23 protein-coding genes are annotated in these 24,870 nt (G+C 45.0%); 11 read left to right on the forward strand and 12 right to left on the reverse strand.

Features of this window, described 5'->3' with window-relative positions:
- Positions 1–67: 67 nt before the first annotated feature.
- A complete protein-coding gene (locus OIU26_RS12125; protein ID WP_165079851.1) occupies positions 68–1,387 on the reverse strand; it encodes an ABC transporter substrate-binding protein in 1,320 nt (439 codons plus the stop codon).
- A 232-nt stretch (positions 1,388–1,619) separates the two neighbouring features.
- On the opposite strand from OIU26_RS12125, the gene OIU26_RS12130 reads away from it, so the two are divergent.
- From OIU26_RS12130 to OIU26_RS12140, 3 genes are all read left to right on the forward strand, one after another.
- Positions 1,620–2,795 (forward strand): AGE family epimerase/isomerase, encoded by a 1,176-nt coding sequence (locus OIU26_RS12130; protein ID WP_264216972.1) that lies wholly within the window; start codon positions 1,620–1,622, stop codon positions 2,793–2,795.
- Entirely contained in the window at positions 2,792–3,991 is a 1,200-nt protein-coding gene (locus OIU26_RS12135) for a glycoside hydrolase family 130 protein (RefSeq protein ID WP_013373638.1), read from the forward strand. The genes OIU26_RS12130 and OIU26_RS12135 overlap by 4 nt, the downstream gene beginning before the upstream one ends.
- A 249-nt stretch (positions 3,992–4,240) precedes the next feature.
- The gene (locus OIU26_RS12140; RefSeq protein ID WP_264216973.1) at positions 4,241–5,248 is read left to right on the forward strand and encodes a substrate-binding domain-containing protein; all 1,008 of its coding nucleotides are present in this window, start codon (positions 4,241–4,243) and stop codon (positions 5,246–5,248) included.
- 103 nt (positions 5,249–5,351) lie between these two features.
- On the opposite strand, the gene OIU26_RS12145 is transcribed toward OIU26_RS12140, so the two are convergent.
- Both OIU26_RS12145 and OIU26_RS12150 read right to left on the reverse strand, forming a co-directional pair.
- Entirely contained in the window at positions 5,352–5,564 is a 213-nt protein-coding gene (locus tag OIU26_RS12145; protein WP_016822696.1) for a cold-shock protein, read from the reverse strand.
- Between the two features lie 119 nt (positions 5,565–5,683).
- Positions 5,684–6,199, reverse strand: a complete 516-nt coding sequence (locus OIU26_RS12150) for a DUF2179 domain-containing protein (protein ID WP_025676707.1) — start codon at positions 6,197–6,199, stop codon at positions 5,684–5,686.
- A 158-nt stretch (positions 6,200–6,357) separates the two neighbouring features.
- On the opposite strand from OIU26_RS12150, the gene OIU26_RS12155 reads away from it, so the two are divergent.
- Positions 6,358–6,534 (forward strand): CsbD family protein, encoded by a 177-nt coding sequence (locus tag OIU26_RS12155; RefSeq protein ID WP_013373642.1) that lies wholly within the window; start codon positions 6,358–6,360, stop codon positions 6,532–6,534.
- 255 nt (positions 6,535–6,789) lie between these two features.
- On the forward strand, positions 6,790–7,833 hold the full coding sequence (locus OIU26_RS12160) for a stalk domain-containing protein (protein WP_264216974.1): 1,044 nt from the start codon (positions 6,790–6,792) through the stop codon (positions 7,831–7,833).
- A 127-nt stretch (positions 7,834–7,960) separates the two neighbouring features.
- On the opposite strand, the gene OIU26_RS12165 is transcribed toward OIU26_RS12160, so the two are convergent.
- Both OIU26_RS12165 and OIU26_RS12170 read right to left on the reverse strand, forming a co-directional pair.
- A complete protein-coding gene (locus OIU26_RS12165) occupies positions 7,961–8,746 on the reverse strand; it encodes a copper amine oxidase N-terminal domain-containing protein (protein WP_264216975.1) in 786 nt (261 codons plus the stop codon).
- Positions 8,747–8,798: 52 nt separating this feature from the next.
- Positions 8,799–9,917, reverse strand: coding sequence for a hypothetical protein (locus tag OIU26_RS12170; RefSeq protein ID WP_264216976.1), 1,119 nt, complete (start codon positions 9,915–9,917; stop codon positions 8,799–8,801).
- Positions 9,918–10,278: 361 nt separating this feature from the next.
- Here OIU26_RS12170 and OIU26_RS12175 point away from each other — a divergent pair, with 361 nt between their 5' ends.
- Positions 10,279–12,825 (forward strand): LamG-like jellyroll fold domain-containing protein, encoded by a 2,547-nt coding sequence (locus tag OIU26_RS12175; protein ID WP_264216977.1) that lies wholly within the window; start codon positions 10,279–10,281, stop codon positions 12,823–12,825.
- 95 nt (positions 12,826–12,920) lie between these two features.
- Here the strand turns inward: OIU26_RS12175 and OIU26_RS12180 are convergent, their stop codons facing one another.
- Both OIU26_RS12180 and OIU26_RS12185 read right to left on the reverse strand, forming a co-directional pair.
- A complete protein-coding gene (locus tag OIU26_RS12180; protein ID WP_264216978.1) occupies positions 12,921–14,102 on the reverse strand; it encodes an NAD(P)/FAD-dependent oxidoreductase in 1,182 nt (393 codons plus the stop codon).
- 27 nt (positions 14,103–14,129) lie between these two features.
- Positions 14,130–14,561: a DUF1641 domain-containing protein gene (locus tag OIU26_RS12185; RefSeq protein ID WP_013373648.1), complete on the reverse strand. Its 432-nt coding sequence runs from the start codon at positions 14,559–14,561 to the stop codon at positions 14,130–14,132.
- 499 nt (positions 14,562–15,060) lie between these two features.
- Between OIU26_RS12185 and OIU26_RS12190 the strand changes: the two genes are divergently transcribed.
- Positions 15,061–15,456: a rhodanese-like domain-containing protein gene (locus OIU26_RS12190; RefSeq protein WP_017426145.1), complete on the forward strand. Its 396-nt coding sequence runs from the start codon at positions 15,061–15,063 to the stop codon at positions 15,454–15,456.
- A 28-nt stretch (positions 15,457–15,484) separates the two neighbouring features.
- Here the strand turns inward: OIU26_RS12190 and OIU26_RS12195 are convergent, their stop codons facing one another.
- Entirely contained in the window at positions 15,485–16,309 is an 825-nt protein-coding gene (locus OIU26_RS12195; protein WP_264216979.1) for an HNH endonuclease signature motif containing protein, read from the reverse strand.
- A 261-nt stretch (positions 16,310–16,570) separates the two neighbouring features.
- Here OIU26_RS12195 and OIU26_RS12200 point away from each other — a divergent pair, with 261 nt between their 5' ends.
- Positions 16,571–18,064, forward strand: a complete 1,494-nt coding sequence (locus tag OIU26_RS12200; RefSeq protein ID WP_040102601.1) for an alpha-amylase — start codon at positions 16,571–16,573, stop codon at positions 18,062–18,064.
- A gap of 64 nt (positions 18,065–18,128) precedes the next feature.
- Here the strand turns inward: OIU26_RS12200 and gpmA are convergent, their stop codons facing one another.
- From gpmA to OIU26_RS12215, 3 genes are all read right to left on the reverse strand, one after another.
- Positions 18,129–18,878 (reverse strand): 2,3-diphosphoglycerate-dependent phosphoglycerate mutase, encoded by a 750-nt coding sequence (gpmA, locus tag OIU26_RS12205; protein WP_216974576.1) that lies wholly within the window; start codon positions 18,876–18,878, stop codon positions 18,129–18,131.
- A 159-nt stretch (positions 18,879–19,037) separates the two neighbouring features.
- Positions 19,038–19,778, reverse strand: coding sequence for a Bax inhibitor-1/YccA family protein (locus OIU26_RS12210; RefSeq protein ID WP_013373654.1), 741 nt, complete (start codon positions 19,776–19,778; stop codon positions 19,038–19,040).
- A gap of 149 nt (positions 19,779–19,927) precedes the next feature.
- Entirely contained in the window at positions 19,928–20,215 is a 288-nt protein-coding gene (locus OIU26_RS12215; RefSeq protein WP_025676686.1) for a hypothetical protein, read from the reverse strand.
- A gap of 231 nt (positions 20,216–20,446) precedes the next feature.
- Between OIU26_RS12215 and pepT the strand changes: the two genes are divergently transcribed.
- Both pepT and OIU26_RS12225 read left to right on the forward strand, forming a co-directional pair.
- Positions 20,447–21,682 (forward strand): peptidase T, encoded by a 1,236-nt coding sequence (gene pepT / locus OIU26_RS12220; RefSeq protein ID WP_264216980.1) that lies wholly within the window; start codon positions 20,447–20,449, stop codon positions 21,680–21,682.
- Between the two features lie 191 nt (positions 21,683–21,873).
- A complete protein-coding gene (locus OIU26_RS12225; protein WP_264216981.1) occupies positions 21,874–22,710 on the forward strand; it encodes a methyl-accepting chemotaxis protein in 837 nt (278 codons plus the stop codon).
- A 199-nt stretch (positions 22,711–22,909) separates the two neighbouring features.
- Here the strand turns inward: OIU26_RS12225 and OIU26_RS12230 are convergent, their stop codons facing one another.
- Positions 22,910–23,785, reverse strand: coding sequence for a DNA-binding protein (locus OIU26_RS12230; protein WP_165079864.1), 876 nt, complete (start codon positions 23,783–23,785; stop codon positions 22,910–22,912).
- Between the two features lie 445 nt (positions 23,786–24,230).
- Between OIU26_RS12230 and hxlA the strand changes: the two genes are divergently transcribed.
- The gene (hxlA, locus tag OIU26_RS12235) at positions 24,231–24,866 is read left to right on the forward strand and encodes a 3-hexulose-6-phosphate synthase (RefSeq protein WP_013312540.1); all 636 of its coding nucleotides are present in this window, start codon (positions 24,231–24,233) and stop codon (positions 24,864–24,866) included.
- Positions 24,867–24,870: the final 4 nt, after the last annotated feature.

Consider the following 24,870-nt stretch of genomic DNA (forward strand, 5'->3'; position numbering starts at 1 on the left):
GCTGCACCTCCTGGCTATCCGTCCATCAACTGCCACTTCAATCTCTTCTTATGGTCAGTTCAGATGGCTATTTTGCTTCCTTGGCTGCCACTTCAGCACGCGCCTTCACCCATGCATCGTTCAGATCCTTCATAATGGTGTCGTACGATTCCGGGCGGTTACCCACCGCTGCCTCAATAATGCGTTTCTTGAAATCAGGCTGCCACAAGCCGATTTCTCCCGTTTTATCGATTTTATCGACAATTCCCTCCTGCCCCTTCGGAGACGGAGTGAGAGGCTCAAAAACAACTCCCTCTTTCTCATACTGCTTTAAAATGGCAGGCATTTCGGCACCTTTCAGCGGACTAATGCTGCCTGCCTGCTCTACGGCATAGTTGGATTTTTCGGTAAACCAATCCACCCAGGCACGGGCCGCCTCTTTATTTTCACTGTTTACGTTAATAGCGAGGTTAAAGTCACCTGCCAGCGGTACAAGTACCTTGGAAGCATTCGTCGGGAAAGGCATAAAACCGATATCATCCTTGTTAGAAGCTACGCTTTTGATCTGATCAATCGCCCAAGAGCCAAGCACCATCGTACCGATTTTGCCTTGTGCAAGATCCGCCTTGGAGGTCTCCCAATCCGTAGTCGTTGGATCTTTTTCAATCAGACCATTTTTAGCCGCATCGTACAGGACCTTGTACAGCTCATAGTGGGGCTGACCCTTCGTGAAATTATCATCCGAATTCGGTTGTGTCACATTCACGTATTCCTTCGTACCCGCTACTGTCGCCAGGCTAGACTCCCACTGGGTCAGTGCCCAACCAGAGGCATAGTTCGTAAACAGCGGTACTGCCTTGGTTTTGTTCTTAATTTGCTGTAACGCTTTCAGGAATTGATCCGGTGTTTTAGGAATTTGTGTGATTCCTGCTTCCTTGAACACTTTTTTGTTATAAATCACGCCAGAGTAAACCATCGCAATCGGAATACCGTAGCTGTTACCATCCACTGTACGTTCTTCAATGCCGGTATACTTGTTTTTCATCTCGTCATAAGTACCTAGTGGCTCAAAAAAATTAGGAAGCTCCTCAATCGGAATGCTGCCAGGAATCAGCAACACATCTCCGTAATCCCGGGTTCCCATCCGAATTTTAATTTGACCATCATAATCGGCCAATGCCTGAAAATTGACCTTCACGTTCGGATAAAGTTTGTTAAATTCCTTGGCGTAATCCTGAAATACGGTATCCACAATATCTGTCCGCTGTGTGATCACCGTAATTTCCCCTTCCGGACCCTTCGGATCAGAACCGGCAGCTGGCGCATCTTTCTTTGAGCTACAGCCAGTAAACAGCCCCGCTATCAAAAGCACGGATAGTAATGACATCAAAACCTTGGACAACTTCATGAGACGACCCCTCCTGTTGTTTTTAATAAGGTTATCGTTAAACTAACAAAATCATTTTATTATGTTAGCGCTTACTGTGTCAATTACAATATTTTTTTGTAAAATATCGTGGTCCTCTTCTTGTAAAAAACACGAATCTAGCATGGTTGACAGTTTATAAACACCTAGATATGATACTTCTGTAAGGTTAACGATAAACTAATAAATAATTTTCCGAAGGAGGCTTTGTCTCTTGGAAACACTAGTACACGAAATTAGACAGGAATGGAAGGAACACATACTCCCATTCTGGTTAGGCTTGAAAGATGAAACGCATGGCGGATTTTATGGAGAGGTAGACGTGGATCTGCACATCCATAAACAAGCGGACAAAGGTGGCATCGCCACTGCGCGACTACTTTGGTCTTTCTCAGCAGCAGCCCGTGTAACTGGGGAACGCGCCTATGCAGACGCGGCACGACATGCCTTTACATTTCTGCAAGATCACCTGCTTGACCCGTTACATGGAGGAATGTACTGGATGGTGGACTACACCGGGCAACCTGTGGATACGTGTAAGCATATCTACGCGCAGGCATTTGCCATCTATGCGCTGGCAGAATATGCACGAGCTACGGATGACCCGAATGCATTGCCACTGGCAATGGAACTGTTTCACCTTGTGGAGCAGAAAGGATATGATCCTGCTCTACAGGCATACGGTGAACAATATGATCGTTCGTGGAACGCGCAGCCTAATGAGCTACTCAGCGAAAATGGAGTTACCGCGCATATTACCATGAATACGCATATTCATGTTTTGGAAGCGTATACCCAATTGCTGCGTGCCTACCCAAACGAAGAGATTCGGGACGCACTGAAGAACGTGCTGGACATTTTATACCATCGTGTTTACGATGCTTCCGCCCGGCGCTTGGGAGTCTTCTTCGACCGCGAATGGCGCTCACTGCTCGATCTGACCTCATATGGTCACGACATCGAAGCCAGCTGGTTGATGGAGGACGCAATGAATGTACTGGGTTATCATCCATCCGAGTATGTGAATATGGTGGTGGATATTGCCGGCGCGGTAGCTGAGCGGGCTATTCAGCCAGACGGATCGCTCATCAACGAGCGGGAGGGAGAGCGGGTAGACACTTCACGTATCTGGTGGGTACAGGCCGAGGCAATGGTTGGTTTTTACAATGCGTTTCAGCGGACACAGGATGAACGATTTTTGCAAATCGTAAGAAATCTATGGACTTATACCCGCCAATATATCATCGACCCGCGCGCCGGAGGCGAATGGTTTTGGTCGGTTCAAGCCGACGGTAAGCCTGACGCGAGAGAGATTGCAGGCCCTTGGAAGTGCCCATATCATAACAGCCGATTTTGCATTGAAATGCTGGAAAGGATGGATAAACAATGATTCATAGCAAATACAATGAGCTGCTGTTGCAGCAAGAAGAACTGATTACGCGCCCCAATGAGGTTAAAACCTCCTTTTACAATGGTATCTATGAACGCTACCTCTATCCGGTGCTCACACGCCATCATGTTCCCATTCACTGGCGGTTTGACCTGGATGCACAAACCAACCCCTTTTTCATGGAACGACTGGGTGTGAATGCGGCATTGAATCCTGGAGCGATCTATCATGAAGGAAAATACATTCTTGTTTCACGCACCGAGGGACTGGATCGAAAGTCTTTTTTTGCCTTGGCAGAGAGCGATAACGGTATTGATCAGTTTCGGTTCATTGACGCTCCCTTAGTATGGGATGATATCGACCCGGATGAAACCAATATGTACGATATGCGGCTGGTGAAGCATGAGGACGGCTGGATTTACGGTATTTATTGCTCGGAGAAAAAGGACCCTGACGCGCCAGCCCACGATACCTCCAGCGCTGTCGCTCAGGCTGGACTGGTCCGCACTCGTGATCTTCGCACATGGACCCGGCTTCCCAACATCACTACCCAGTCTCCGCAGCAACGCAACGTTGTCCTGCACCCCGAATTTGTGGACGGTCAATATGCCTTCTATACTCGTCCCCAAGATGGGTTTATTTCCACCGGTTCAGGCGGAGGCATCGCGTTCGGTCTCTGCAAAGATATTACACAGCCCGTGATTGAACACGAGACTGTCATTGACGAGCGCTACTATCATACGGTATACGAAGTCAAGAACGGGCAAGGTCCTGCTCCGATCAAAACGAGTCGTGGCTGGATTCATATCGCTCACGGGGTACGCAATACAGCCGCCGGGCTGCGATATGTGCTGTATACCTTTGCCACCAGTCTGGAAGACCCTACGCGCGTCATTGCCAAGCCTGGCGGGCATTTTCTGGCTCCTTATGATGAGGAACGCGTGGGTGATGTTTCGAATGTTATTTTCTGCAATGGGGCAGTCGTTAATGAACGAGATGAAGTCTTCATATACTACGCGTCCAGTGATACACGTATCCACGTAGCGACGACCACCATTGCCCGTCTAGAAGACTACACCTTCAATACACCGTCCGACCCATTGCGTTCTCTCGGCAGCGCCGCTATCCGCCGTGAGCTGATCCATCGCAATGAAGCGCTATTGCAAGCAAGCAACCGTCCTTCCCAGCAGATCTAAGCCGTAAGCTTTATCCTGCTTGTGGAACCATGTATACTATCCATAGAACAACTGTTACCCGCAGGCTAATTGTTGTTCTATGGGCAGCTATGGCTGCCAGTCCTTGTATCTTTATAGAGCAGCTGCACCGCTAAGCTAATTGAATTTCTACAAGCGGATAAGCTATCCATATTCACCCCAGCATTTTGCAACTCTTATCTGGATGTAGGCAAAATGCTTATCTTTTTAAAATTGGAAGGCGGAACAGGAATGAAGAGCAACGTAACGATGCGGGATATTGCAGATAAGCTGGGAATAAGCAGCGTGACCGTGTCGAAGGCGCTCAATGACAAGGATGGGGTTAGCGAGGAGCTAAAAGAACGTATTAAAACGCTCGCGGGCGAAATGGGTTATCGTTTCAATACCGTTGCCAAGTCCATGAAGGAAGGGCTCACCTATAACATTGGTGTTGTCATCCCTGAACGTTTTACCGGTCCTGGCCAATCGTTTTATCTGCATATTTACCAGCAAATTTCACGAGCACTGGAGCCATACGGCTACTACGGGATCCTTCACATCCTCCATCGCGAGGACGAAGAACAGCTTAATCTGCCACGTATCTATTACGACCGTAAGGTGGACGGCTTCATTCTTCTGGGCCAGGTGAGCAAGCCATATATTGAGCTGGTACAAACCATGGACCAACCTAAAATGTTTCTCGACTTTTATGATGAGCATGCCGATATCGACTCTGTGGTGACGGATAATTTTTACGGAGCCTATGAGCTGACCAACTACTTGATCGCCCAGGGGCACCGAGATATTGCTTATGTGGGAAATATCTATTCCACCAGTAGTATTCAAGATCGTTTCCTCGGCTACTATAAATCCTTGCTGGAGCACAGGTTGCCCCTCCGTAACGAGTGGGTACTCAGTGACCGGGACGACGAAGGGTCCTATGTTGAAATGGAGCTGCCTCAGCCACTACCGACCGCCTTTGTATGCAACTGCGATCAGGTTGCTCACAATCTGGTGCACCAGCTGGTTGGTCTGGGATACCGCGTACCCGAGGATTGCTCTGTAGTCGGCTTTGATAACGATGTATACGCCACGCTTATTGTTCCGCAACTGACCACGGTCGGAGTAGACATTGAGCAAATGGCACGTACCGCGGTGGATTCAATGATGAAAAAAATAAGCCATCCCGGCAGTCGTTTTGGTCGAGTCCTTGTACAGGGTCATATTGTATATCGTGATTCCGTGCAGCCCCTTGAGTGATCATGATCAGTGAATATTCCACAACCAAAAGCCGCTCAGCATGTCGCTGGAGCGGCTTTTGACGTTTAGAATCTTTGCAGCGTAATCATAGGCTTACCTTCAATTAAGAGCGCTGGGCGACAAAGGAATTGCCCGTCCGATTGAGAATCGGCAGCATCCGCATTTCCTGTCCCATCGTGGCCTGGCAAAGTGGACAAGCTGGCTCGCTCAAAAAGGTAAAATCCGTTCTCATCCATCCGTTGCAACCCTCGTTGGTACACGACCAAATAGCCGTATTTTCCTCTGGAATGATTTCCGGGGCCTGGCGTCTGTACATCTATATCCCCCCTTGGTTGTTATAGGGGAACATCCCCTGTCGGCATACTGTTAATTCCCTCCTGTGCGGGTATTAATATACTCCAACCTACGGAAAATATGCGTATTTTACCAAAATCCTTATTTGCGGATAGCCTTGGTCCAGAAACCGCCGTGAAATTGCTTTGGCTCCACTGTAATGACAAAAGCCTTGGGGTCCAGCTCCAGAATGGATTGATACAGCTTATTCTGGTTTTTTCGCTTGGCCAATATCTCCATCACCAAACGTTCTCCATCACGTCCACTGCCCAGCCAGGCTGTAACGCCGTAGCCTTTGTCTCGCAGCGCATTGGCAATCCCTCCATTGATTTCATTACTGATCACCTTCACGGTGACATAACCGAGCGCTATTTTTTCCTCAATCCATGCCCCAATAAGAATACCTACTGCGTAGCCGATGGCGTATACCGCAAGACTTGCCACTTGATCCAGATATCTAAGCACGACATTCAAGCCCAACACATAGACCGTAACTTCCACGGTGCTAATGAGTGCAGCAATGTACTTCTGTCCTTTCAGCGTCAAAATCATACGTAGTGTATACGCCGATACATAAATAAGTTGAATAACGAGAATAAACAATAAAATTTTGAGCATACGCTCACTCCTTATTTCACGATCTAGTTAACCCCGTCTCCAACATTATGCCCCTGTCTGTGATCTACAGCCTTACGTTTCGTATTACCCTCGCTCGGGTAATGAGTAACTACAGCATGCTGAAAGAAAGTTTGATTATATGAGGAGGGCTCTATACCATGAAGGATAACGGAATTAGCGATAAAATCAAAGGTAATGTAAATAAAGCTAAAGGCGAAATCAAGGATCAAATCGGGAACGCTACAGATAATAAGTCACTTCAAGCCGAAGGTAAATTGGATAAAGCCAAAGGCCATCTTCAGGAAACAGCAGGCAAACTGAAGGACCACAAATAATCCAACTTTTGATACCCTAACGCACTGTACTCCAAACAAGTCCGCTGTCTTGTACAGTGGGCTTGTTTTATTTTGTTCAGTTACTTTTGGAAAAATATTTACGCAAACAGGGCAACTTTTACAGTCGCTTTTGCGTCTAACTAATATAAGCACAACCAATAACAACCCTTCCAACCTGTTGGATTTTGTATGTATTAATGTTACTCTAGTCTATGTATCAAGCTATAATTCTTAAATAAAGGGGTAGACCAACGAATGAAATCATTGAAGTCCATGAAGAAACCAGTCATCATCACTGCCGTGTCGGCCTTGGCCATCTCCGGGGCTCTGTTCAGCCAATCTACATATGCTGCACAAGTAACTAAGCCGATCCAAGCAGTATATAACAATATTAAAATTATCTATAACGGAACCGAGGTTGCCTCGGATGCTAAAACAGAACCATTTCTGCTGGATGGCGTGACCTATATCCCGCTGAAGTTGGCAGGTACCGCTTTGGATAAAAAAGTAACATGGGATGGCACAAACAAACGCGTAGTCATTGCTGACAACGGCGTTCCTATTGATCAATCTACAGTTACAGCACTGAACAATCAGATTACAACGCTGACTCAAGAACTGAACACAGCAAAAGCAGCGAACACAACGAAAGATGCTACCATTGCTCAGTTGCAAAAAGACAATCAGACGCTGAAAGATGAAGCGAGTAAAAATAGTTCTAGCACCTTGAAGGATCTTCAAAAGGAGCTGAACGATGATCACAGCGATAAATACGATACTAATTCGGATATTGAGCTCAGTGGCAACAAAAAGGATATTACAGTGACCATCGAAATGACGAAATCCAGATGGGAAGGTTTATCTAGCAGCAAACAAAGGACCTATCTGGAAGATATCGTTGAAGATATTTTGAAAGAGTACAAAGATGCCGAGGTAGAGGGTACGGTTAAGAACTCTAGTAATAGAGATAAATTAGCAACCTTTACAACCAATAGCAGAGGCGATGTTACGATTAAAAAAGTAGGTACATCTTTCGACGCAAGCAGTATCCAACGTGATTTATTCAACAGATACAGCAGCTACGCCGGATACGGGTTTGATTTCAGCGTAAGAGGCGACAGCAATAAAGCTAACGTGGATGTGTATGTAAATCCGGATGATTGGAACAAGATGTCAAATTTACAAAGAAGCAACCTGACAGATGGCATAATTAATTTTCTTAAAGACGAAGAGTCCATTGATAGAGTCGATGGAACTGTACGCAATAAAGGGAACAGCAGTCAAATCATTACCTTCTAAGATTATGACTTGTTTATATTATACTAATCAAAATATTCATATAAAGAGAGACCGGATCATTATGGATCCGGTCTCTCTTTATTATATACCGTGAGGTTAAGTTATACAGTATAATTTACTCTTCGCTCTAATCAACAAGTCGTCCCGCTGCAATAATATATTGCACCTTTTCACCCATATTCCCGAAATCGCGTTTTAACGTCAGCTTCCCTTTTCCTGTACATTGAATTTTGCTTCCTGGTATAGATTTAGAGTAAGGATCCATAGTAAATGTTTTCCCATACATTATTAAAGGGCGGATGTCCACTTGTTTCTTGGAAAATTTCAAGCTTTCATCATAGTTTGCGTGAATTATTAGCTTTCCTACACCATTCCATTCATAACTGTGTAGGTCAAAGGCTTCCTTATTCGTTACCTCCGCAAGATCTTGCCCCAAAAAGCTAAGAAGCACCTGACTTTTATTAAAACTATCATGTTCCAACTTCAGTAAGCCCCGTTCTGAGTCCCATTGCATCTTGGCATCCGTATCCTTGACCAACACCGAAATAGGGAGAAACATAGCATTCTCTTTTATAACAGGTACGGTATCCATTGTTACAGGCTCACCATTAATAGAAATATCTCTTGATCCAATGGTGACTACTACGCTACGCTCCAATAAATTTACCGTTGCCGTTTTATTCATAGCATTGTACGCCACCTTACCTCCCAGTAAATCTTTTACCGCTTTGAGGGGAATTAACAACCTTCCTTTAGGATCAACAAATGGTGGTTCAGGTTGAGTATATAAAATATAGAAATCGTTTACTTTAAAATGAATAGGGATTTCTTGAGATTTAGCAGTTGCGTCCCCTACTATTGGATTTAAACACAATAAAGTAATTAGAAAACATATTAAAAAATTAGTTTTCATACCGTTCTCCTATAAACTTATAACGTAGTTACCATTCATAAAAATGTGATAATCATCTATTTTGGTTTTGAATCCAACTAGCCATCCTAGTGTCGGGATCATAGTACTTAATATAATAAGTAGGCCAAGCAATAGTTCCATGCCATTTTTCCCCGTCCCACAATGAATATTCAGGGTAATCCCCCCAAGAATAGTAGTAATCTGAGTTAACCTTGGAAACTAGTAAATTATAAAAATCCCCACTTATCGCCCCATAAATATTGTTCCCATCAAAGTTATTTTTCGCTATTGAAAAAACTCTTTTAAGAGACAACGAAGGAAAATCAGATTCATCAAAAAAAGTCATCATAACGACAATTTTCTCGGAGCCAACTATTAGATAAGAATCGCCAGAATTAGAGTCAATGTAGAATTTCATAGGTTTGATTTCTGCTCCCTCTGACCATGTTCCGTAAGAATATTCAAACCGATTACTGTTTCTAACATATCCCTGCCAAACTTTCCGACCAGTCTGGTAAGAAAATCCTCCTTCAACTCCCCGTCCTTTTGCTGAATCAAAGCCGAAGTAGAACCACGGCTGCTCTCCATCTCCCAATCTATGAACATAGGGAAGCCAAAAATTCCCAGTCACACCATCGAATCCGTCAAATTTCAATTGAACCCTTGAAAAAGCTCCTGTTGTTCCTCCACTCACTTGCGATGGAGTGGGATTATTTTTACTTGATATGGAAACATCATGATTGTTGCTTGGTTCACTCAAAGAGTTTGTTTTCATATAAGTAGCATCCGTTACACTATCTTCTTTTGATTCAACTTTATCCGCCATGCCTACATAACCTTTTTCTGAGCTGTATACTTTTCCATCGAGCGTAAGATATATGTATTCCGATTTGTTAAGCTTCTCCAGATTTTGTTGTAGATCACTATTACTTTTACTCTTTAGTGATGTACTATCCGCTGTATTCAGTAGTTCAGCAATAGATGCTTTTGGATTAACGGCAATCTGGTGTTCTTGAAGTTCATGGACAATGGCCCGCTGTTTGAGATTTTCAAAAAATGAAGCATCGTACTCAGTTGCCTTAGGATCCGCAGAGGCGAGGCTTCCCGAGAAGGCGGAACACATGAGGATAGTTGCTAACCCCATGCCAAAAAACTTATTTTTCCTAAACATACACAAACCTCCTAGTTATTTTTCGAAACTAGCATACTCCCACAAATATATAACGTCAACCATAATTTATAATTTTTACCTAAAAAGAGAGCAAGGTGTTTTACATATCATAGTGTATAAAAGGGGCCACTACATATAAAAAAAGAGAGTGTGGAATAGCACGGTCATAGAAGTTTCAAAGCCTTTAAGTTTTTTTCTATTATCATCTTACAGGTATACAACGGTTCTTGGATGTCGAAACCTCCTCTACAGCTATGTAATTCATAAATACATTAATTATATTTATAAATATAAAGGTATTTTAGCGATGAAAGCAGAATGTATCACTGTATTCCAATTTAGAAAGGGGTAAATGTATACGATGAGAAGTTTTGTTAAACGTAGAGCCAGGTCGAGCATTGCATTAACAATGACTTTATTATTGGCAATTGTAGCTGTACCATTAGGTACACTGGACGCCGCAGCAGCGGAGACGAACCAGAACAAGAAGCAGGATGTGCCAACCTTCTCTAATGTATCGGTTCACGATCCTTCGATTGTCAAAGACGGTGACACTTATTATGTGTTTGGGTCGCATATCGCCGCAGCAAAGTCAAAAGATCTCACAAACTGGACTTCTTTTGCAAACGGTTACACTACGCCTGGGAATGCCCTTTACGGGGATTTATCGAAGAATCTGGCCGGATCTTTCGCTTGGGCGGGCGAGAATGATGCGGATAGCAAAGGAGGATTCTCGGTATGGGCACCCGATGTATTTTGGAATGAGCATTATGTCAATAAGGATGGCACAAAAGGGGCCTATATGATTTATTATAGTGCCTCCTCCACCTATATACGTTCCGCGATCGGTATTGCCGTTGCACCCAACATTGAAGGCCCCTATCAATATGTGGATACTATTGTGAACACTGGTTTTACAAAGGAGACTGCATTCGACAAAGATAGCAAAGTGGATAAAAAGTGGACAAATACGCCGATTTCTCAACTCATTAATGAAGGCAAACTGAAGGGGCCTAGAGCAGGATGGTTTAACGCCGATGGTTCTTATGCGAATCGGGTGTTCCCGAATGCAATCGATGCAGCAGTCTTTTATGATACAGACGGGCGCTTATGGATGACGTACGGGTCATGGTCCGGAGGAATATTTCTACTGGAGCTGGATAAAGCAACTGGCAAACCGATCTATCCAGGCCAAGATGGAACTACAGAGGATGGCCGTCTGATTGATCGTTACTTTGGCACCAAGATCGCAGGTGGATACGGTGAGTCCGGGGAAGGTCCATATATTGAATACAACTCAAAGACAGGTTACTACTATCTGTATGTAACCTATGGCGGACTTGCAGCTGACGGTGGATATAACATGAGATTATTCCGTTCCAAGAGTCCGACAGGACCTTATAAGGATGCCAAAGGGCAGAATGCTGTGCTGCCAGCAAACACCAAAAATGTAGCCTATGGCAACAAATTAATGGGTAACTTCTTGTTCGATAGCCAAATAGGCGATCCAGGTACAGGTGTGGGCTACGGCTATGTATCTCCTGGGCATAACTCGGTGTACACCGATCCTGCTACCGGACAAATGTTTGTTGTCTTTCATACCCGATTCCCTCAGCAGGGGGAGACTCACGAGCTGCGTGTACATCAAATGTTCATGAATCAGGATGACTGGCCTGTTGTAGCTCCTTACCGTTACGGCGGCGAGACGCTTACAAAGCTGGATGAGAAACAATTCATTGGTGATTATCAATATATTAACCATGGCAGTGATTCTTCGGCGACGATCAAAAATACACAGTTCATTCAGCTGAGAGCAGATCATACGATTAAAGGCGATGTGCAAGGAACATGGCGCAAGTCGGGGGATGCGAATGTCCAACTAACACTGGATGGTGCTGTATATGATGGAGTGTTCTTAAGACAATGGGATCAGGTTACAAATCAATACATCCTTGCGTTTACAGTTCTATCGAATAAAGGTGAAATGGCCTGGGGCAGTAAGCTCCCTGATATGACGGATACGACAGTCGTTGACAGCGTGTATCGTGAATTAGATCTTGGCGATACGAGCCGGGTGACGGCATATCTGACGCTTCCAAAGGAAGGCAGTCGGCAATCATCCATTACCTGGAAAACTTCACACCCAGGCGTCATTTCCGATACAGGTGAAATCAAGCGCCCCGGGATCGGAGAAAAGGCTGTATCCGCCACTTTGACAGCTACCATTACCAAAGGGAACAGCAGTCGGGACAAAGCCTTTAACATTACGGTAGCTCCTTATGAGAAGGCAACATTGACTGCTTCATACCCATTTGAAAATAATCTAAAGGATCAGAATGATGCTTTTGCCAATGGTAAGGTTATTGGTGACCGAATCGATCGTCAGGGAGGAAATGTATCCTACGCTGAAGGCGTAAGAGGACAAGCTGTAGTCCTTGATGGTAAGTCAGGTATTGCTCTGCCTGAAGGACTCATATCCAGTTCAGCCTATTCTGTGTCACTGTGGGTGAAACCTAGCGAATTGACTGTGCATACACCAACTTTTTTTGGAGCTATGGATAGTAACCACTGGGTTAGCCTTCTGCCCAGAGGACCTGAGAAGGATAACACCATGGTCTGGTCCGGCAGCTCAACTTGGTATACCGGCAGTACTGGCCTGAAGATCAAAGCCAATGAATGGACACACCTTGCCTTTACTGTAGATCATGGAGTGCTAGAGGTGTATGTGAATGGGAAAATTCAGTTTACCGGGTCAGGGTTTCCGGATGTCTTTACCTCTAAATCTGGAACATTCAGCTTAGGGGTCAACTGGTGGGACCCTGCATTCAAAGGTTCTATGGATGAGCTGAGTATTTTTGAAGGCGCGCTCCCTCCTGCACAGGTGGAAGAGTTAGCCCAGATGAAGTGAATTAAAACTATCTGTGAATGGTGAGCATCACTAGTGTCAAAGAATGAAAAAAGAGAGCGCTGAACAGCGCTCTCTTTTAATAAGCCATATAAATATTAGTAGGCCAATGCAAAAAGTCCTTTGATATGGGACAAGTAACGGATGTTACTGCCTTCTTTCATCAAAGTAGCTACAGCGCCTTTCAGTTGGGTGCCATTCGCGCCTACAGTACCGATTGCGTCTGTTCTTCCCAAGCTGCCCAGTGTACCGGAGAACACTGGCGTAAAGCGTTCCATTTTCGCTCCGTTAAAGTAAGCGAAGATGTTGTAACCAACTAATTCACCCATTTGCCAAGCCAACTGTGCAGTTGGAGGGTATGGACGCTCGCCTTCACTTGGGAACACTACTGCGCTGTCGCCAGCGAGGAAGATGTCTTCGTGGGAAGTCGATTGCAATGCACCATTCACAGTTGCGCGACCACGGTTTACTTCGATACCGGATGCGCCAACCAGTGCATTACCTTGTACGCCGCCTGTCCAGATCAGTGTGTTCGTTTTGATCGAACGTCCGTCTTTCAGGAGAACTTCGTCAGCTTTCATTTCTGTAATCGGAACACCCGCTACGATTTGAACGCCACGTTTTTCAAGGCTTGTTACTGCACGATCAACCAATGGTTGAGGGAAGCCTGCCAAAATAGATGGTCCAGCTTCTACGCAATACAAGTTGATATCTTCGTAGTTGATGCCTTTTTCACGGCAAACTGCAGGCAGTTTGTCAGCATATTCGCCCACCAGCTCAACACCAGTCAGACCGCCACCACCGATAACGATTGTAGCGTCCGCTTTGTTACCGGATTGCTTGTAAGCATCCAGACGAGCTTCCACATGTGCGCGGATGCGATTAGCTTCTGCTACTGATTTCAGCGTGAAGCTATGTTCTTGCAGCCCTGGAATACCGAAGTATGCCGTTTCACTGCCCAGGGAAATAACGAGAGCGTCATAGCTCAACGTAGCACCACTGGCCAAGGTTACTTTCTTATCGTCCGGCTTGATTTCGGAAACTGTATCCACTTTCAGGATAATATCTTTGTTGCGCAGCAGTTTTTCCAAAGGAAGCGCCACAGCTTTTTCGGCAATAGTACCTGCCGCCAAACGGTGCAGTTCCGTAATAATTTGGTGCGACGCAAAGCGGTTTACCACTGTAATGGTTGCTTGGCTAGCGTCCATATGCTGGCGTGCTGTGAGAGCGGCCAGCAATCCGCCGTATCCGCCGCCCAAGATCAAAATTTGCTTCGACATGTCCATCCTCCGTTCTCGATCAGGTAATTATTTGCTTTCGCGTTGGCGCTCATTCAGAATATCCAGGAAAGCCTGGCTGAAACGCAGCGTTTTTTGTACATTAGGATCTTTAAGCATTTTGAGCAGGCCAAACAGACCTACACTGCCGTCCGTAGTTTGTACACGGTCATTTGCTTCAATTGCAGCAGAAGCCAATCCTTTAGCCGAATCTGTAACAGGCTTCACAAACTCTCCCATGGAGTTTTTCATATCTCCGATAAAGACAGGGTCAGTTGCCAGACTGCGTGCTACATCATAAGCATCGGTCATAAAAGTAACCATCTCAGTCAACTTTGGCAGATTCTCTACCAGTACGGTCAGCGATTGCTGAACCTCCGGTTTCATCAATTGGTCCAATACATCCCGAGACTCTTTGGTAGCTTCTTGTGTTACGGCCACCTCTTGTTGGTTTTCAGACATGCGTGAACGTCCTCCTTTACTGTGAAAATAGAAGTCCATTCCTTTCTCGTAACCTGTATCATAAACTCTAGCAATAAAACGTTCAATGAATTCGCCCTTAAACATGCAAGAAGCACAGCTTAAACCGGCCTATACCCTAAAGGGCAAGACTGATGATCGCAGATGCCAATTGTATATTGCTTGGACGTTATTCTGTTGTTGTTACTGCTGCGGAATATCTCACGAAGCGCTCCCTCGTGACTACAACAGGACGAAACGGAACCCTATACCTCTATATTACACCTTTCACAACCCAATCGTCGAAGAAATTTTAAATTTGCACAAATTTCTGCAAATTTTTTATTGTTATTTTAGATAAAAATTAGAATAAGCACGATTTTTGTCTAATTTTACCTTAAAAGAGGGGCATTTTATACTAGAGATGGGTAATACAGAGAGTGAGTTTCTGTTCATTAATATGAAAACCAATACAAAACATATTCCTACGGAGGGTTGAACGATGGCTAAAACATTTGCAGATATGGTTCAAGAAGCGAGGCAGCACGTTCAGGGCATTACTTCACAGGAGGCACGTCAGCGAATTGAATCAAATCCAGATACATTCGTTATCGACGTACAGGATTCTCATGATGCAGGTGCTTGCGGCCTAATTCGCGGAAGTGCCAATATTTCACTAGGCATGCTGCCCATCCGCGCTGACCTGGACGTGCCACAAGATTTGCGTGATGAACGCTTACGTGACCGCAACCGCCCGATTATCACCACCTGCGGGGCAGGCGGACAAGCCGCACTGGCAGCTTATATACTCCAACAGATGGGCTTTACCAATGTAGCCTTTATCGAAGGCGGTACAACAGCCTGGAAGGAATCCGGCTTTGAAGTAGAACTGTACTAAGGGAATGTTGCCGATTCCCCAGATCGTCCTAGGTACGTAAGGTGTCCTCAGAAGTATCGGGAGGTTTAAAATCATTCGGAATCGGCAATGGCACACCAGACTCGATGAATTCCTCTACATCACGGGCAGCTTTAACTTGATTGCACTCGTTGCAGGCGCATACACAATTTACTGGCGTGGTGTGTCCACCTTTAGCCCGAGGAAGTAAATGATCAATCGTGTCACCATAGCCACCGCAAAAAAAGCAGGTATAGCGGTCACGTTTAAGCACATATTGGCGGAATTCCTTGTTGCTATAAAGTCTGCGGACCGTGTACGGATTTACAATCACTGCCATGCGTTCTCTGACCAGAGTCATCGCCAAATCAAGCTCAATCTCCTGATGCCAGCGTCTCCCTTGGTCAGTTTTGCCTCTTAGCCGAATCATGCCATTGCGATTAAGCCGCAACGCACGGGTATCCGCAGGCTTCAGCCTGCTAAGCAAATGGCGAACCCGTTGCCGATGGCGCTCACGCGCTTTGTCCGTGACGGGCTTCCTACGGGGGCGTTGAGAATCATTAGAAGGCTGCGCGGACGCTTCCAGACGATACGCAGCCGTATCTGCTTCGGAGCCATGCCGCTCTACAGGAGCAGCCAAGGGCTTCGTTTCCTCATGGGAAGGAGCGGACGTAACCACCCGTTCTTGCGGGGCTAACCCCCGGCAGGAACGGCAAGGACCACGCCGGGAATAAGGCCCAGCCCGGCGACCAGTTCTGCGCTGAAAGTCCGTTAATGGTTTTGTCTCCTGACAATACGTACATTTTTTCATCAGCGGTTCTCTCGCTTCATCCTTATCCTGCTGCGGGTCTGTCACGTTCATCCCTCCTCCCCTCTCTTGGTCGAGCTTATGGTTTGCCCGAAATCCGAACTATTGCTAAGTTAGATTCATTTTACCGTTTTCACGTTTCCTTTTCTAGCCATCGAGTCGTTGTGATCACTCAATGTATAACAAATTTTAATGATTTAGCATACGTTATACAGCGATCCATGTTCTTCATCAACATCATATTGGCCATCAGACGTTTAGCCCCCCTCACTTGGTGGGTAACTTGTTATATATGAAGGAGGGACGCACATGAAAAGGAACCATACGATGATGCAATTTTTCGAGTGGAATGTCAAAGCTGACGGTTCTCACTGGAAAAAGCTTGCCCGCCTGGCACCGGAACTGAAGGCCAAAGGAATTGACGCGATATGGATTCCACCTGTCACCAAAGGTCAATCTCCTGAGGATACGGGTTACGGCGTCTATGACCTTTACGATCTGGGCGAATTTGACCAAAAAGGTGCAGTGCGCACCAAATACGGAACCAGGGAAGACCTGCTGGAAGCTGTCGCATCCTGCGTTCGCCACGGCGTAGCCGTCTATGTCGATCTGGTCATGAACCATAAGGCTGGTGCGGATGAAACCGAAGTATTCAAAGTCGTCGAGGTCAACCCGGATAATCGTAATGAGGTCATTTCCGAGCCCTTTGATATCGAAGGCTGGACTAAATTTACATTCCCCGGCCGACAAGGTAAGTATTCCACATTTCAATGGAACTTCGAACATTTTAATGGAACGGATTACGATGCAAGTCAGGACCGGACAGGAATCTATCGTATTTTAGGTAAAAACAAAAACTGGAGCGATAATGTAGATGATGAATTCGGCAATTATGATTATTTAATGTTCGCCAATATTGACTATAATCATCAGGATGTGCGCAAGGAAATGATCCGCTGGGGCAAATGGCTGGTGGATACTCTACAATGCAACGGATTCCGTCTGGATGCGATCAAGCATATTAATCATGAATTTGTACGAGAGTTTGCTACAGAAATGATTAAAAAGCGTGGGCAGGATTTTTATATGGTAGGCGAATTTTGGAAACCGGATCTAGAATCTTGCCAAAAGTTTCTGGATACCATCGATTATAAAATCGACCTGTTTGACGTATCCCTCCACTACAAACTACATAGCGCTTCCTTGGGTGGTAAGGATTTCGATTTAAGCACCATTTTCGAGGATACGCTGGTTCATACCCATCCCCTGAACTCGGTTACTTTTGTCGATAATCATGATTCCCAGCCGCACGAAGCGCTCGAATCTTGGGTAGAGGACTGGTTTAAGCCCAGTGCCTATGCACTCATCCTACTGCGCAAAGATGGTTATCCCTGCGTATTCTACGGTGATTACTACGGTATCCAGGGACAAACGCCCGTGAAAGGCAAGCAGGCTGAGCTAGACCCGCTCCTATATGCCCGGTATCACAAAGCTTATGGTGAGCAAAAAGATTATTTTGATGATCCCCATACGATTGGATGGGTTCGTCAGGGCATTCCTGAGCTACACGGCTCTGGATGTGCTGTGGTGATCACTAACGCAAATGACGGGGAAAAGCGCATGTTCGTGGGTAAACAACGTGCAGGAGAAAAATGGACCGATTTGACCGGGCATCACGATCATACCGTAAAGATCGAACAGGATGGCTATGGCATATTTCCCGTTCGTGCTGGCAGTGTATCGGTATGGGCACTTCCTACTGAGGAAGACAGCCTGGATGCAGAGGATACTGCGAACGCTTAATGTATATCAACACAAAGAGGACAGGATGCAAGAAGGCGCCCTGTCCTCTTTGTTGTATGGAAAGTCATTCCGTCACCTTGCTTTGGTTGGCCACAGCCTGTTTCTTTGCCTCTACATGACTCGGATCACCAAGATAGAAGCGCCGAATAGGATCGATATGCTCATCCAGCTCATACACCAGTGGAATGCCTGTCGGAATGTTTAAATCCAGCAGAGTAGCTTCATCCAAATTTTCCATATACTTGATCAGGGCCCTTAAGGTATTACCGTGTGCGGAAATAATAACCCGGTCCTTTTTAAGAATCAACGGTACGATCCGTTGCTTCCAAAACCCACCAACCCGATGCACCGTGTCTTCCAGACTCTCCCCGAGCGGTAGCTCCTCCGGCTTAATATGGCGATAACGCTCTTCCCGATGTGGACTCCGTTCATCCTGCGCATCCAACATAGGAGGTCGCACCGTCAAGCTACGCCGCCAAATATGAACCTGTTCCTCACCGTATTGCACGGCGGAATCCAGTTTGCTAAGCCCCTGAAGCGCACCGTAGTGGCGTTCATTCAGCTTCCATGACTTCTGCACGGGTATCCACAGATGATCCAGCTCATCCAAGATATGATACAACGTGCGGATAGAACGTTTTAACACAGAAGCAAATGCTAAATCAAACGTATACCCAGCCTCCTTGAGGATACGTCCTGCCTCAATAGCCTCACGAGTTCCCTGTTCAGTCAGATCGACATCCGTCCAGCCTGTGAACAAGTTTTGTCGGTTATACACGCTTTCTCCATGCCTCACCAACACCACTTGATACATATATTTCACTCCTCCCCTGTCTATCCTCTATGTTTTACCCAACTTCTATGTATTTAACGTAAAATGCATTTTTTAAACCGCTTCTTGCATACAAAAAGGACGACATTCAGCCGTCCTTCTCTTCTCGTTCTACTTAACCATATGAAGTAATTGCAGACCTTAGTCCCTATTGCTCAACTTGGCTAACAAATCCAATATTCGTACATATAGCCACACTAAAGTTACCAGCAATGCAAAAGCGCCATACCATTCCATATATTTGGGTGCACCTTGATCAGCTTGTTCCTCAACGAAATTAAAATCTACAAGCAGATTCAAAGCGGCAATGATGACGATAAATAAACTAATACCAATACCCACCCAGCCCGTTTCATGGATGTACGGAACATTCATACCGAAAAAATTCAAAATAAAATCAACCAGCGTCACTAGAAAAATCGCCATCGTACATAGGACAACAAATGAGATAAAGCCACGTGTCACCTTGATGATTCGTTGTGTATACATAAAGAGCATCAAGAACAAGATACCCACTGTCAGCAAAATGGCATTAACTACAATTCCAGGGTACTCATATTCCATAAAAGCGGAAACGCCACCCAAAGCAAAGCCACTCAGAATCGCATATACAGGAGAGAGCAATGGAGCCGTTTTGGGAAAAAAGGATATCGAAAGTGCTATGCCTGCCATCCCAATAAAGCCTGCCGTCATCAACGATAGCACCTCTATGGTTCCTTGATAGGTCATATACCAGGTAATACTGGCAGAGACGATGAGCAGGACTAGCAGAAGCAACGTTTTGTTCACCGTTCCTCCGATAGTCATACGTTGTTCGCTAGCTTCTCTTTCATCTTCACGCAAAAAGATGTCATCACGTAAAACCGGGTTGCTAAAGCTCATACAGGGTACTCCTTTTCGATGTGTTATTTACGATGCCATATGTATATATCGGTACAACCTGAGAAAAGTTTCAGAAAATTTCAAACAATAAAAAAACTCTAACCTTGCCTTTCGGCAAAGCTAGAGTTAGAGGGTCAAGTCGTTACAGATTAAAAATCAGCAGTAGCAATTTGGATGCTACCTGTTACTGCTCCAGCTGGAGTAGCTTGAAGAGCAGCTACCAGCAACAAAGCAACTTCTAGCGTCAGACTGTTAGCCGCCGGAATTACATAAGTGATCACAGGAGCATTGACACGGGTAACCACAAGATTCACCGGATTGGCACCGAAATTATTAACGGTAATTGTAGCATCACTACCGCCTCTCAGGTTTTCAAAAAAGGACTTACCTACACCAGCAGCAAGATTGTAAATTTGCGAAGGTAAAAGGATCGCCATAGAACTCACCTCCCTTGCATTTGATAGTGTATTCTATGCTTCCAATCTATGAACGTAACGTTAAGTGACTCAGTAATAAGACACAATTTAAAAGACTCATAGATTAACATTTCTCTATATGTGCTAAAAACAACCTGTCATTCTGAAAGGTTAAACCATTTTTTTCATATCGTAAGCCTAATCATGATAAAATACGTACCATAATGAAAAAGACCCAAGGAGGATAACCACATGAAACAGGAACTGATTGACCGCCTGACTACATATGTTCAGGTAGATACCCAATCCGACGAAAGCAGCCACACATGCCCCACCACACCCGGACAGCTCACATTGGGCAACCTCCTGGTAGACGAACTGAAAGCCATCGGTATGACAGACGTAACCATTGATGATCATGGTTATGTGATGGCAACCCTCCCCTCCAATACGGATAAAGAAGTGCCCGTCATTGGTTTTCTGGCACACCTCGATACGGCTACTGAGCTAACTGGGGCAGGAGTAAAGCCACAGTTGACGGAGAACTATGATGGGGGCGATATCACGCTGAATGCCTCACTTGGTGTAGTCCTTTCTCCACGTGAGTTTCCCGAATTGACTCAATATAAAGGCCACACCCTGATCACAACAGATGGTACCACCCTACTTGGTGCAGACAATAAAGCTGGCATCGCAGAAATCATGACAGCAATCCACTATCTGATGGATCATCCCGAAATTCAACATGGCAAAATTCGTGTTGCTTTTACACCGGATGAAGAGATTGGAAGAGGACCTGAGCGCTTTGATGTAGCCGCCTTTGGCGCTGAATATGCTTATACGGTAGACGGCGGACCGCTCGGAGAGCTGGAGTATGAGAGCTTCAACGCCGCGGCTGCTCATATTACCATTCATGGTGTAAATGTACATCCTGGTACGGCTAAAAACAAAATGATCCACGCTGCCAAAATCGCTATGGAGCTGCACAGTAGACTACCTGCGAATGAAGCCCCGGAATATACAGACGGGTACGATGGCTTCTATCATCTATTGGAGTCTACTGGCACAGCAGAACAAGCCAAACTGTACTATATTATCCGCGATTTTGATCGTGAGAGCTTTGAGAACCGGAAAGCTTATTTGACAAATATCGTAAAAGAGCTCCAGGCTGCCTATGGAGACAACCGTATCACGTTGGAGATGAGAGATCAGTATTACAACATGAAAGAGAAAATTGAGCCTGTCAAGCATATCGTCGATATCGCTCATGAAGCAATGACGAAGCTGAATATTGAACCCATTATCAAGCCGATTCGTGGAGGCACAGACGGTTCACAGCTGTCTTACATGGGACTGCCTACACCGAATATTTTCACAGGCGGGGAGAACTACCACGGTAAGTACGAGTATGTATCGGTGGATAACATGGTGCTTGCAACCAAGGTTATTGTGGGGATTGCACAATTGTTCGAGCAGCGTGGCAAGTAAGCCGCTTATACACAGCACTGACACGTTCAAATTAAATCTGAAGGCATATCGTTTCTATTACGAAACGATATGCCTTTTTTTCTGAATTTTCTTTAAATTCTCAATACTTTTATAACTTTTATCCGTCTTTAGACCGACAATTATATAGGACTATAAAAAATATATTTAGTAAAGAAAGGTAGGCACTCCACTTGAATACAATAGATGCATTAATTGCAGCCATTCCCTACATACAACAGATTATGCGTGAGAAAGTAACCCTCGCTCTCTTCGACCGTACTCACGTTCTGGCTTATACCCAATCAGAGGGCATGAATCTCGGCTTTGAAACCGGCTCGGAGCTGCTTGAGGACTACAAAAATTTCGCCATGCTTAAAAATGGACATGAGGCCAGCTTGACCCACATTCCGGCTGAAGTGCTGGGATATCCTCTCGATATGATCAGCATTCCTGTGTTTGACGATAACGGGAACGTCATTGCAGCGTTTGCCGCCTCCTATAATTTGACCAACAGAAATCAACTGGATCAAATCGTATCTGAAAACCGCTCCATTACAGAGCAGCTCATTGAGATGGTGCAACATGTAACAGCGCATTCGGAGGAGCTACAAGCTACCAGTGAACATATTTTGAAGAACACCCAAATTGCCGTACAAAACTCAGGTAAAATTAATCAGGTCGCTGTATTCATCAAGGAAATTTCCGATCAAACCAACCTGCTTGGATTAAATGCCGCGATTGAAGCCGCACGTGTCGGAGAAGCAGGGGCAGGCTTTGGTGTCGTTGCTCAAGAAGTACGCAAGCTATCTGTAGAGTCCAAAAAAGCGACAGTCGATATTGAGGGAGCCCTTAAGGATGTACAGAACTCCATTCGTCAGATGGAGCAGGAAATAGAGCAAATTGTTGCCTCTTCTCAAGAGCAGGCGACTCTGGTAGGCTCTTTCACCGAAGTCATGGAGCGTATGCAAAAGGCGAGCGAAACGATGCAACATCTGGCCGAGAACCTGACTTCCTATATTGTAAAATAACTAATATTGTTTATTGGCATGAGAAAGGGGAGCGCACTGATCCGCAAATGGCGTAAAAAGTGCGTTCCCCTTATTTACAAAATCCCTACTGGGTCTAACAATCCAAATCTAAACTCAAGCAGTATAAGAAAAAACACCATGATTCGAAGGATACACGGGGTCTAACTTCCCCAATGTATTTCCTACCGGAAGAGCAACACTAAGAAACGCTAAGACCATAGTTATCGAGATTAATGCCTTTTTCATTATGAAGCCCCCTTAATAAAATGGTTTGGTATTGCTCTTGCTGTGACAGTGTTGCCAAATCTCGATAAGTCTCGAACAGTGCAACCAGTGTCCTAAAATCAGTATTGGCTTCTACACCAATAGAGAATTGCAGGGAAACAAGGATATAATTCAAGGCAACGATGTACTGTTTCTTTTTCAACTGGTAAATAGCTAATTGGTTGACCAGTTTTAAATAATATACGCGGTTGGCTCTATCTTCATAACCTTCAAATATCTCAATATCATCGGCAAACTCGTTCAGCAGGTCGTCAATGTCCCAATTGTTCAAGTTAGCTGCTTCGGCAATACCAACCAATCCCGGGAGTAGCTCCTCGTCATTGTCGTGAAGAAACTGAACATATTCTGGTAAAAGTTCCTTCTTCCCCGAAAGTAAATCAATCGTATATAAATTGGCCTTGGCGAGAAAACGGAATCTCTCTACTTCTTCGTGACCGCTTTGATCCAGCCCCATAAACCAACCCATTTCGCTATACTTCATAATATAATCTCTGGCTTCCTCATACTGGCCCATATTCTGATAATAAATTGATTTTGCCAGATAGCTGTAAGCATAATAAAACACCAGCGGGTGTTTGGTGTTCAATGTCTCGTACTTGCCGTCCGCAGCATTTCTTAGTTGGGTGTGATACAGGCTTTCAGCCAACGAATGCAGATAATCCGCAACCTTGTTCGCTTCATCCCAATCATTACACGTATAGCTGATTCTAAACAACTCGCAAGCTTTATCGAGCGCGTGGCTGTCCGACAACAAATAAATAGCTTCCCTTTGGTTCAGGACCTCTTCCACTAAACCCCGCCTCCCTATCCTGAAAATTAAAGTCACCCCTAGCCTAGTGGCTATTCTTCAGGGTAGTTATGCTGTTAGACTCCCTTTTTTTGCATACCAGTATATTACAAATATAGTCAAAACCTAACTTGAAGTCAATTCAATCATCGGTACATTCATACTTTTGCAACCTGACATGGATGTGTATATTTTACTGGTTATGAATAGATGATTTTCATTATCGAAATAATGCTAAAGAAGACAAAATATTGGCTCTCATATGGGTGGTTTTCATGGTCTATAGTATCGTCAGGGTAACTACGTTACGAATTAGTGCGTACTTTTCAACCGAATACCGGGGCCTTACAATCAAACCTGTGCATGAAAACAAAGTATAAGTACGACTCAACAAAGCATGTACCTGTTCACTAAAATACAAATTCACTTAAGGAGTGAAGTTAATAACATGGAACTTCAATTGGCTTTAGACTTGGTAGATATCCCGCAAGGTATCGCATTGGTAAAAGAAGTAGAATCGTATATTGATATCGTAGAAATCGGTACGCCGATTGTCATCAATGAAGGACTTCATGCTGTAAAAGCAATGAAAGAAGCATTTCCCAATCTAAAAGTACTGGCTGACCTGAAAGTTATGGACGCAGGGGGCTATGAAGTGCTAAAAGCTTCCGAGGCTGGTGCAGATATCGTGACGATTTTGGCTGTAGCTGAAGATGCAACGATCAAAGGTGCTGTAGAAGAAGCTAAGAAACAAGGCGGCAAAAAAATCCTGGTGGACATGATCGGTGTTAAAAACCTGGAGCAACGTGCAAAAGAAATCGACGCTTTAGGCGTTGACTACATCTGTGTGCATACAGGCTACGATCTGCAAGCGGAAGGTCAAAGTCCGTTCGAAGCACTGCAAACCGTCAAAAAAGTCGTAAAAAACTCCAAAACAGCCGTAGCTGGCGGCATCAAGCTGAGTACATTGGCTGAAGTGGTAAAAGCTCAACCGGATCTGGTTATCGTAGGCGGCGGTATCACTGGCGAAGACGACAAAAAGGCTGTAGCTTCGCAAATGCAGCAGCTCATCAAACAAGGTTAATCCA

Origin of the sequence: Paenibacillus sp. BT-177 (genome assembly GCF_025846815.2) — a bacterium.
Lineage (GTDB): Bacteria > Bacillota > Bacilli > Paenibacillales > Paenibacillaceae > Paenibacillus > Paenibacillus polymyxa_C.

Bases quoted from the DNA above. Each gene is read 5' to 3' on its own strand.
- OIU26_RS12125 (WP_165079851.1), bottom strand. From the start codon at position 1,387: ATGAAGTTGTCCAAGGTTTTGATGTCATTACTATCCGTGCTTTTGATA.
- OIU26_RS12135 (WP_013373638.1), top strand. From the start codon at position 2,792: ATGATTCATAGCAAATACAATGAGCTGCTGTTGCAGCAAGAAGAACTG.
- OIU26_RS12140 (WP_264216973.1), top strand. From the start codon at position 4,241: ATGAAGAGCAACGTAACGATGCGGGATATTGCAGATAAGCTGGGAATA.
- OIU26_RS12145 (WP_016822696.1), bottom strand. From the start codon at position 5,564: ATGTACAGACGCCAGGCCCCGGAAATCATTCCAGAGGAAAATACGGCT.
- OIU26_RS12150 (WP_025676707.1), bottom strand. From the start codon at position 6,199: ATGCTCAAAATTTTATTGTTTATTCTCGTTATTCAACTTATTTATGTA.
- OIU26_RS12155 (WP_013373642.1), top strand. From the start codon at position 6,358: ATGAAGGATAACGGAATTAGCGATAAAATCAAAGGTAATGTAAATAAA.
- OIU26_RS12160 (WP_264216974.1), top strand. From the start codon at position 6,790: ATGAAATCATTGAAGTCCATGAAGAAACCAGTCATCATCACTGCCGTG.
- OIU26_RS12165 (WP_264216975.1), bottom strand. From the start codon at position 8,746: ATGAAAACTAATTTTTTAATATGTTTTCTAATTACTTTATTGTGTTTA.
- OIU26_RS12170 (WP_264216976.1), bottom strand. From the start codon at position 9,917: ATGTTTAGGAAAAATAAGTTTTTTGGCATGGGGTTAGCAACTATCCTC.
- OIU26_RS12175 (WP_264216977.1), top strand. From the start codon at position 10,279: ATGAGAAGTTTTGTTAAACGTAGAGCCAGGTCGAGCATTGCATTAACA.
- OIU26_RS12180 (WP_264216978.1), bottom strand. From the start codon at position 14,102: ATGTCGAAGCAAATTTTGATCTTGGGCGGCGGATACGGCGGATTGCTG.
- OIU26_RS12185 (WP_013373648.1), bottom strand. From the start codon at position 14,561: ATGTCTGAAAACCAACAAGAGGTGGCCGTAACACAAGAAGCTACCAAA.
- OIU26_RS12190 (WP_017426145.1), top strand. From the start codon at position 15,061: ATGGCTAAAACATTTGCAGATATGGTTCAAGAAGCGAGGCAGCACGTT.
- OIU26_RS12200 (WP_040102601.1), top strand. From the start codon at position 16,571: ATGAAAAGGAACCATACGATGATGCAATTTTTCGAGTGGAATGTCAAA.
- gpmA (WP_216974576.1), bottom strand. From the start codon at position 18,878: ATGTATCAAGTGGTGTTGGTGAGGCATGGAGAAAGCGTGTATAACCGA.
- OIU26_RS12210 (WP_013373654.1), bottom strand. From the start codon at position 19,778: ATGAGCTTTAGCAACCCGGTTTTACGTGATGACATCTTTTTGCGTGAA.
- OIU26_RS12215 (WP_025676686.1), bottom strand. From the start codon at position 20,215: ATGGCGATCCTTTTACCTTCGCAAATTTACAATCTTGCTGCTGGTGTA.
- pepT (WP_264216980.1), top strand. From the start codon at position 20,447: ATGAAACAGGAACTGATTGACCGCCTGACTACATATGTTCAGGTAGAT.
- hxlA (WP_013312540.1), top strand. From the start codon at position 24,231: ATGGAACTTCAATTGGCTTTAGACTTGGTAGATATCCCGCAAGGTATC.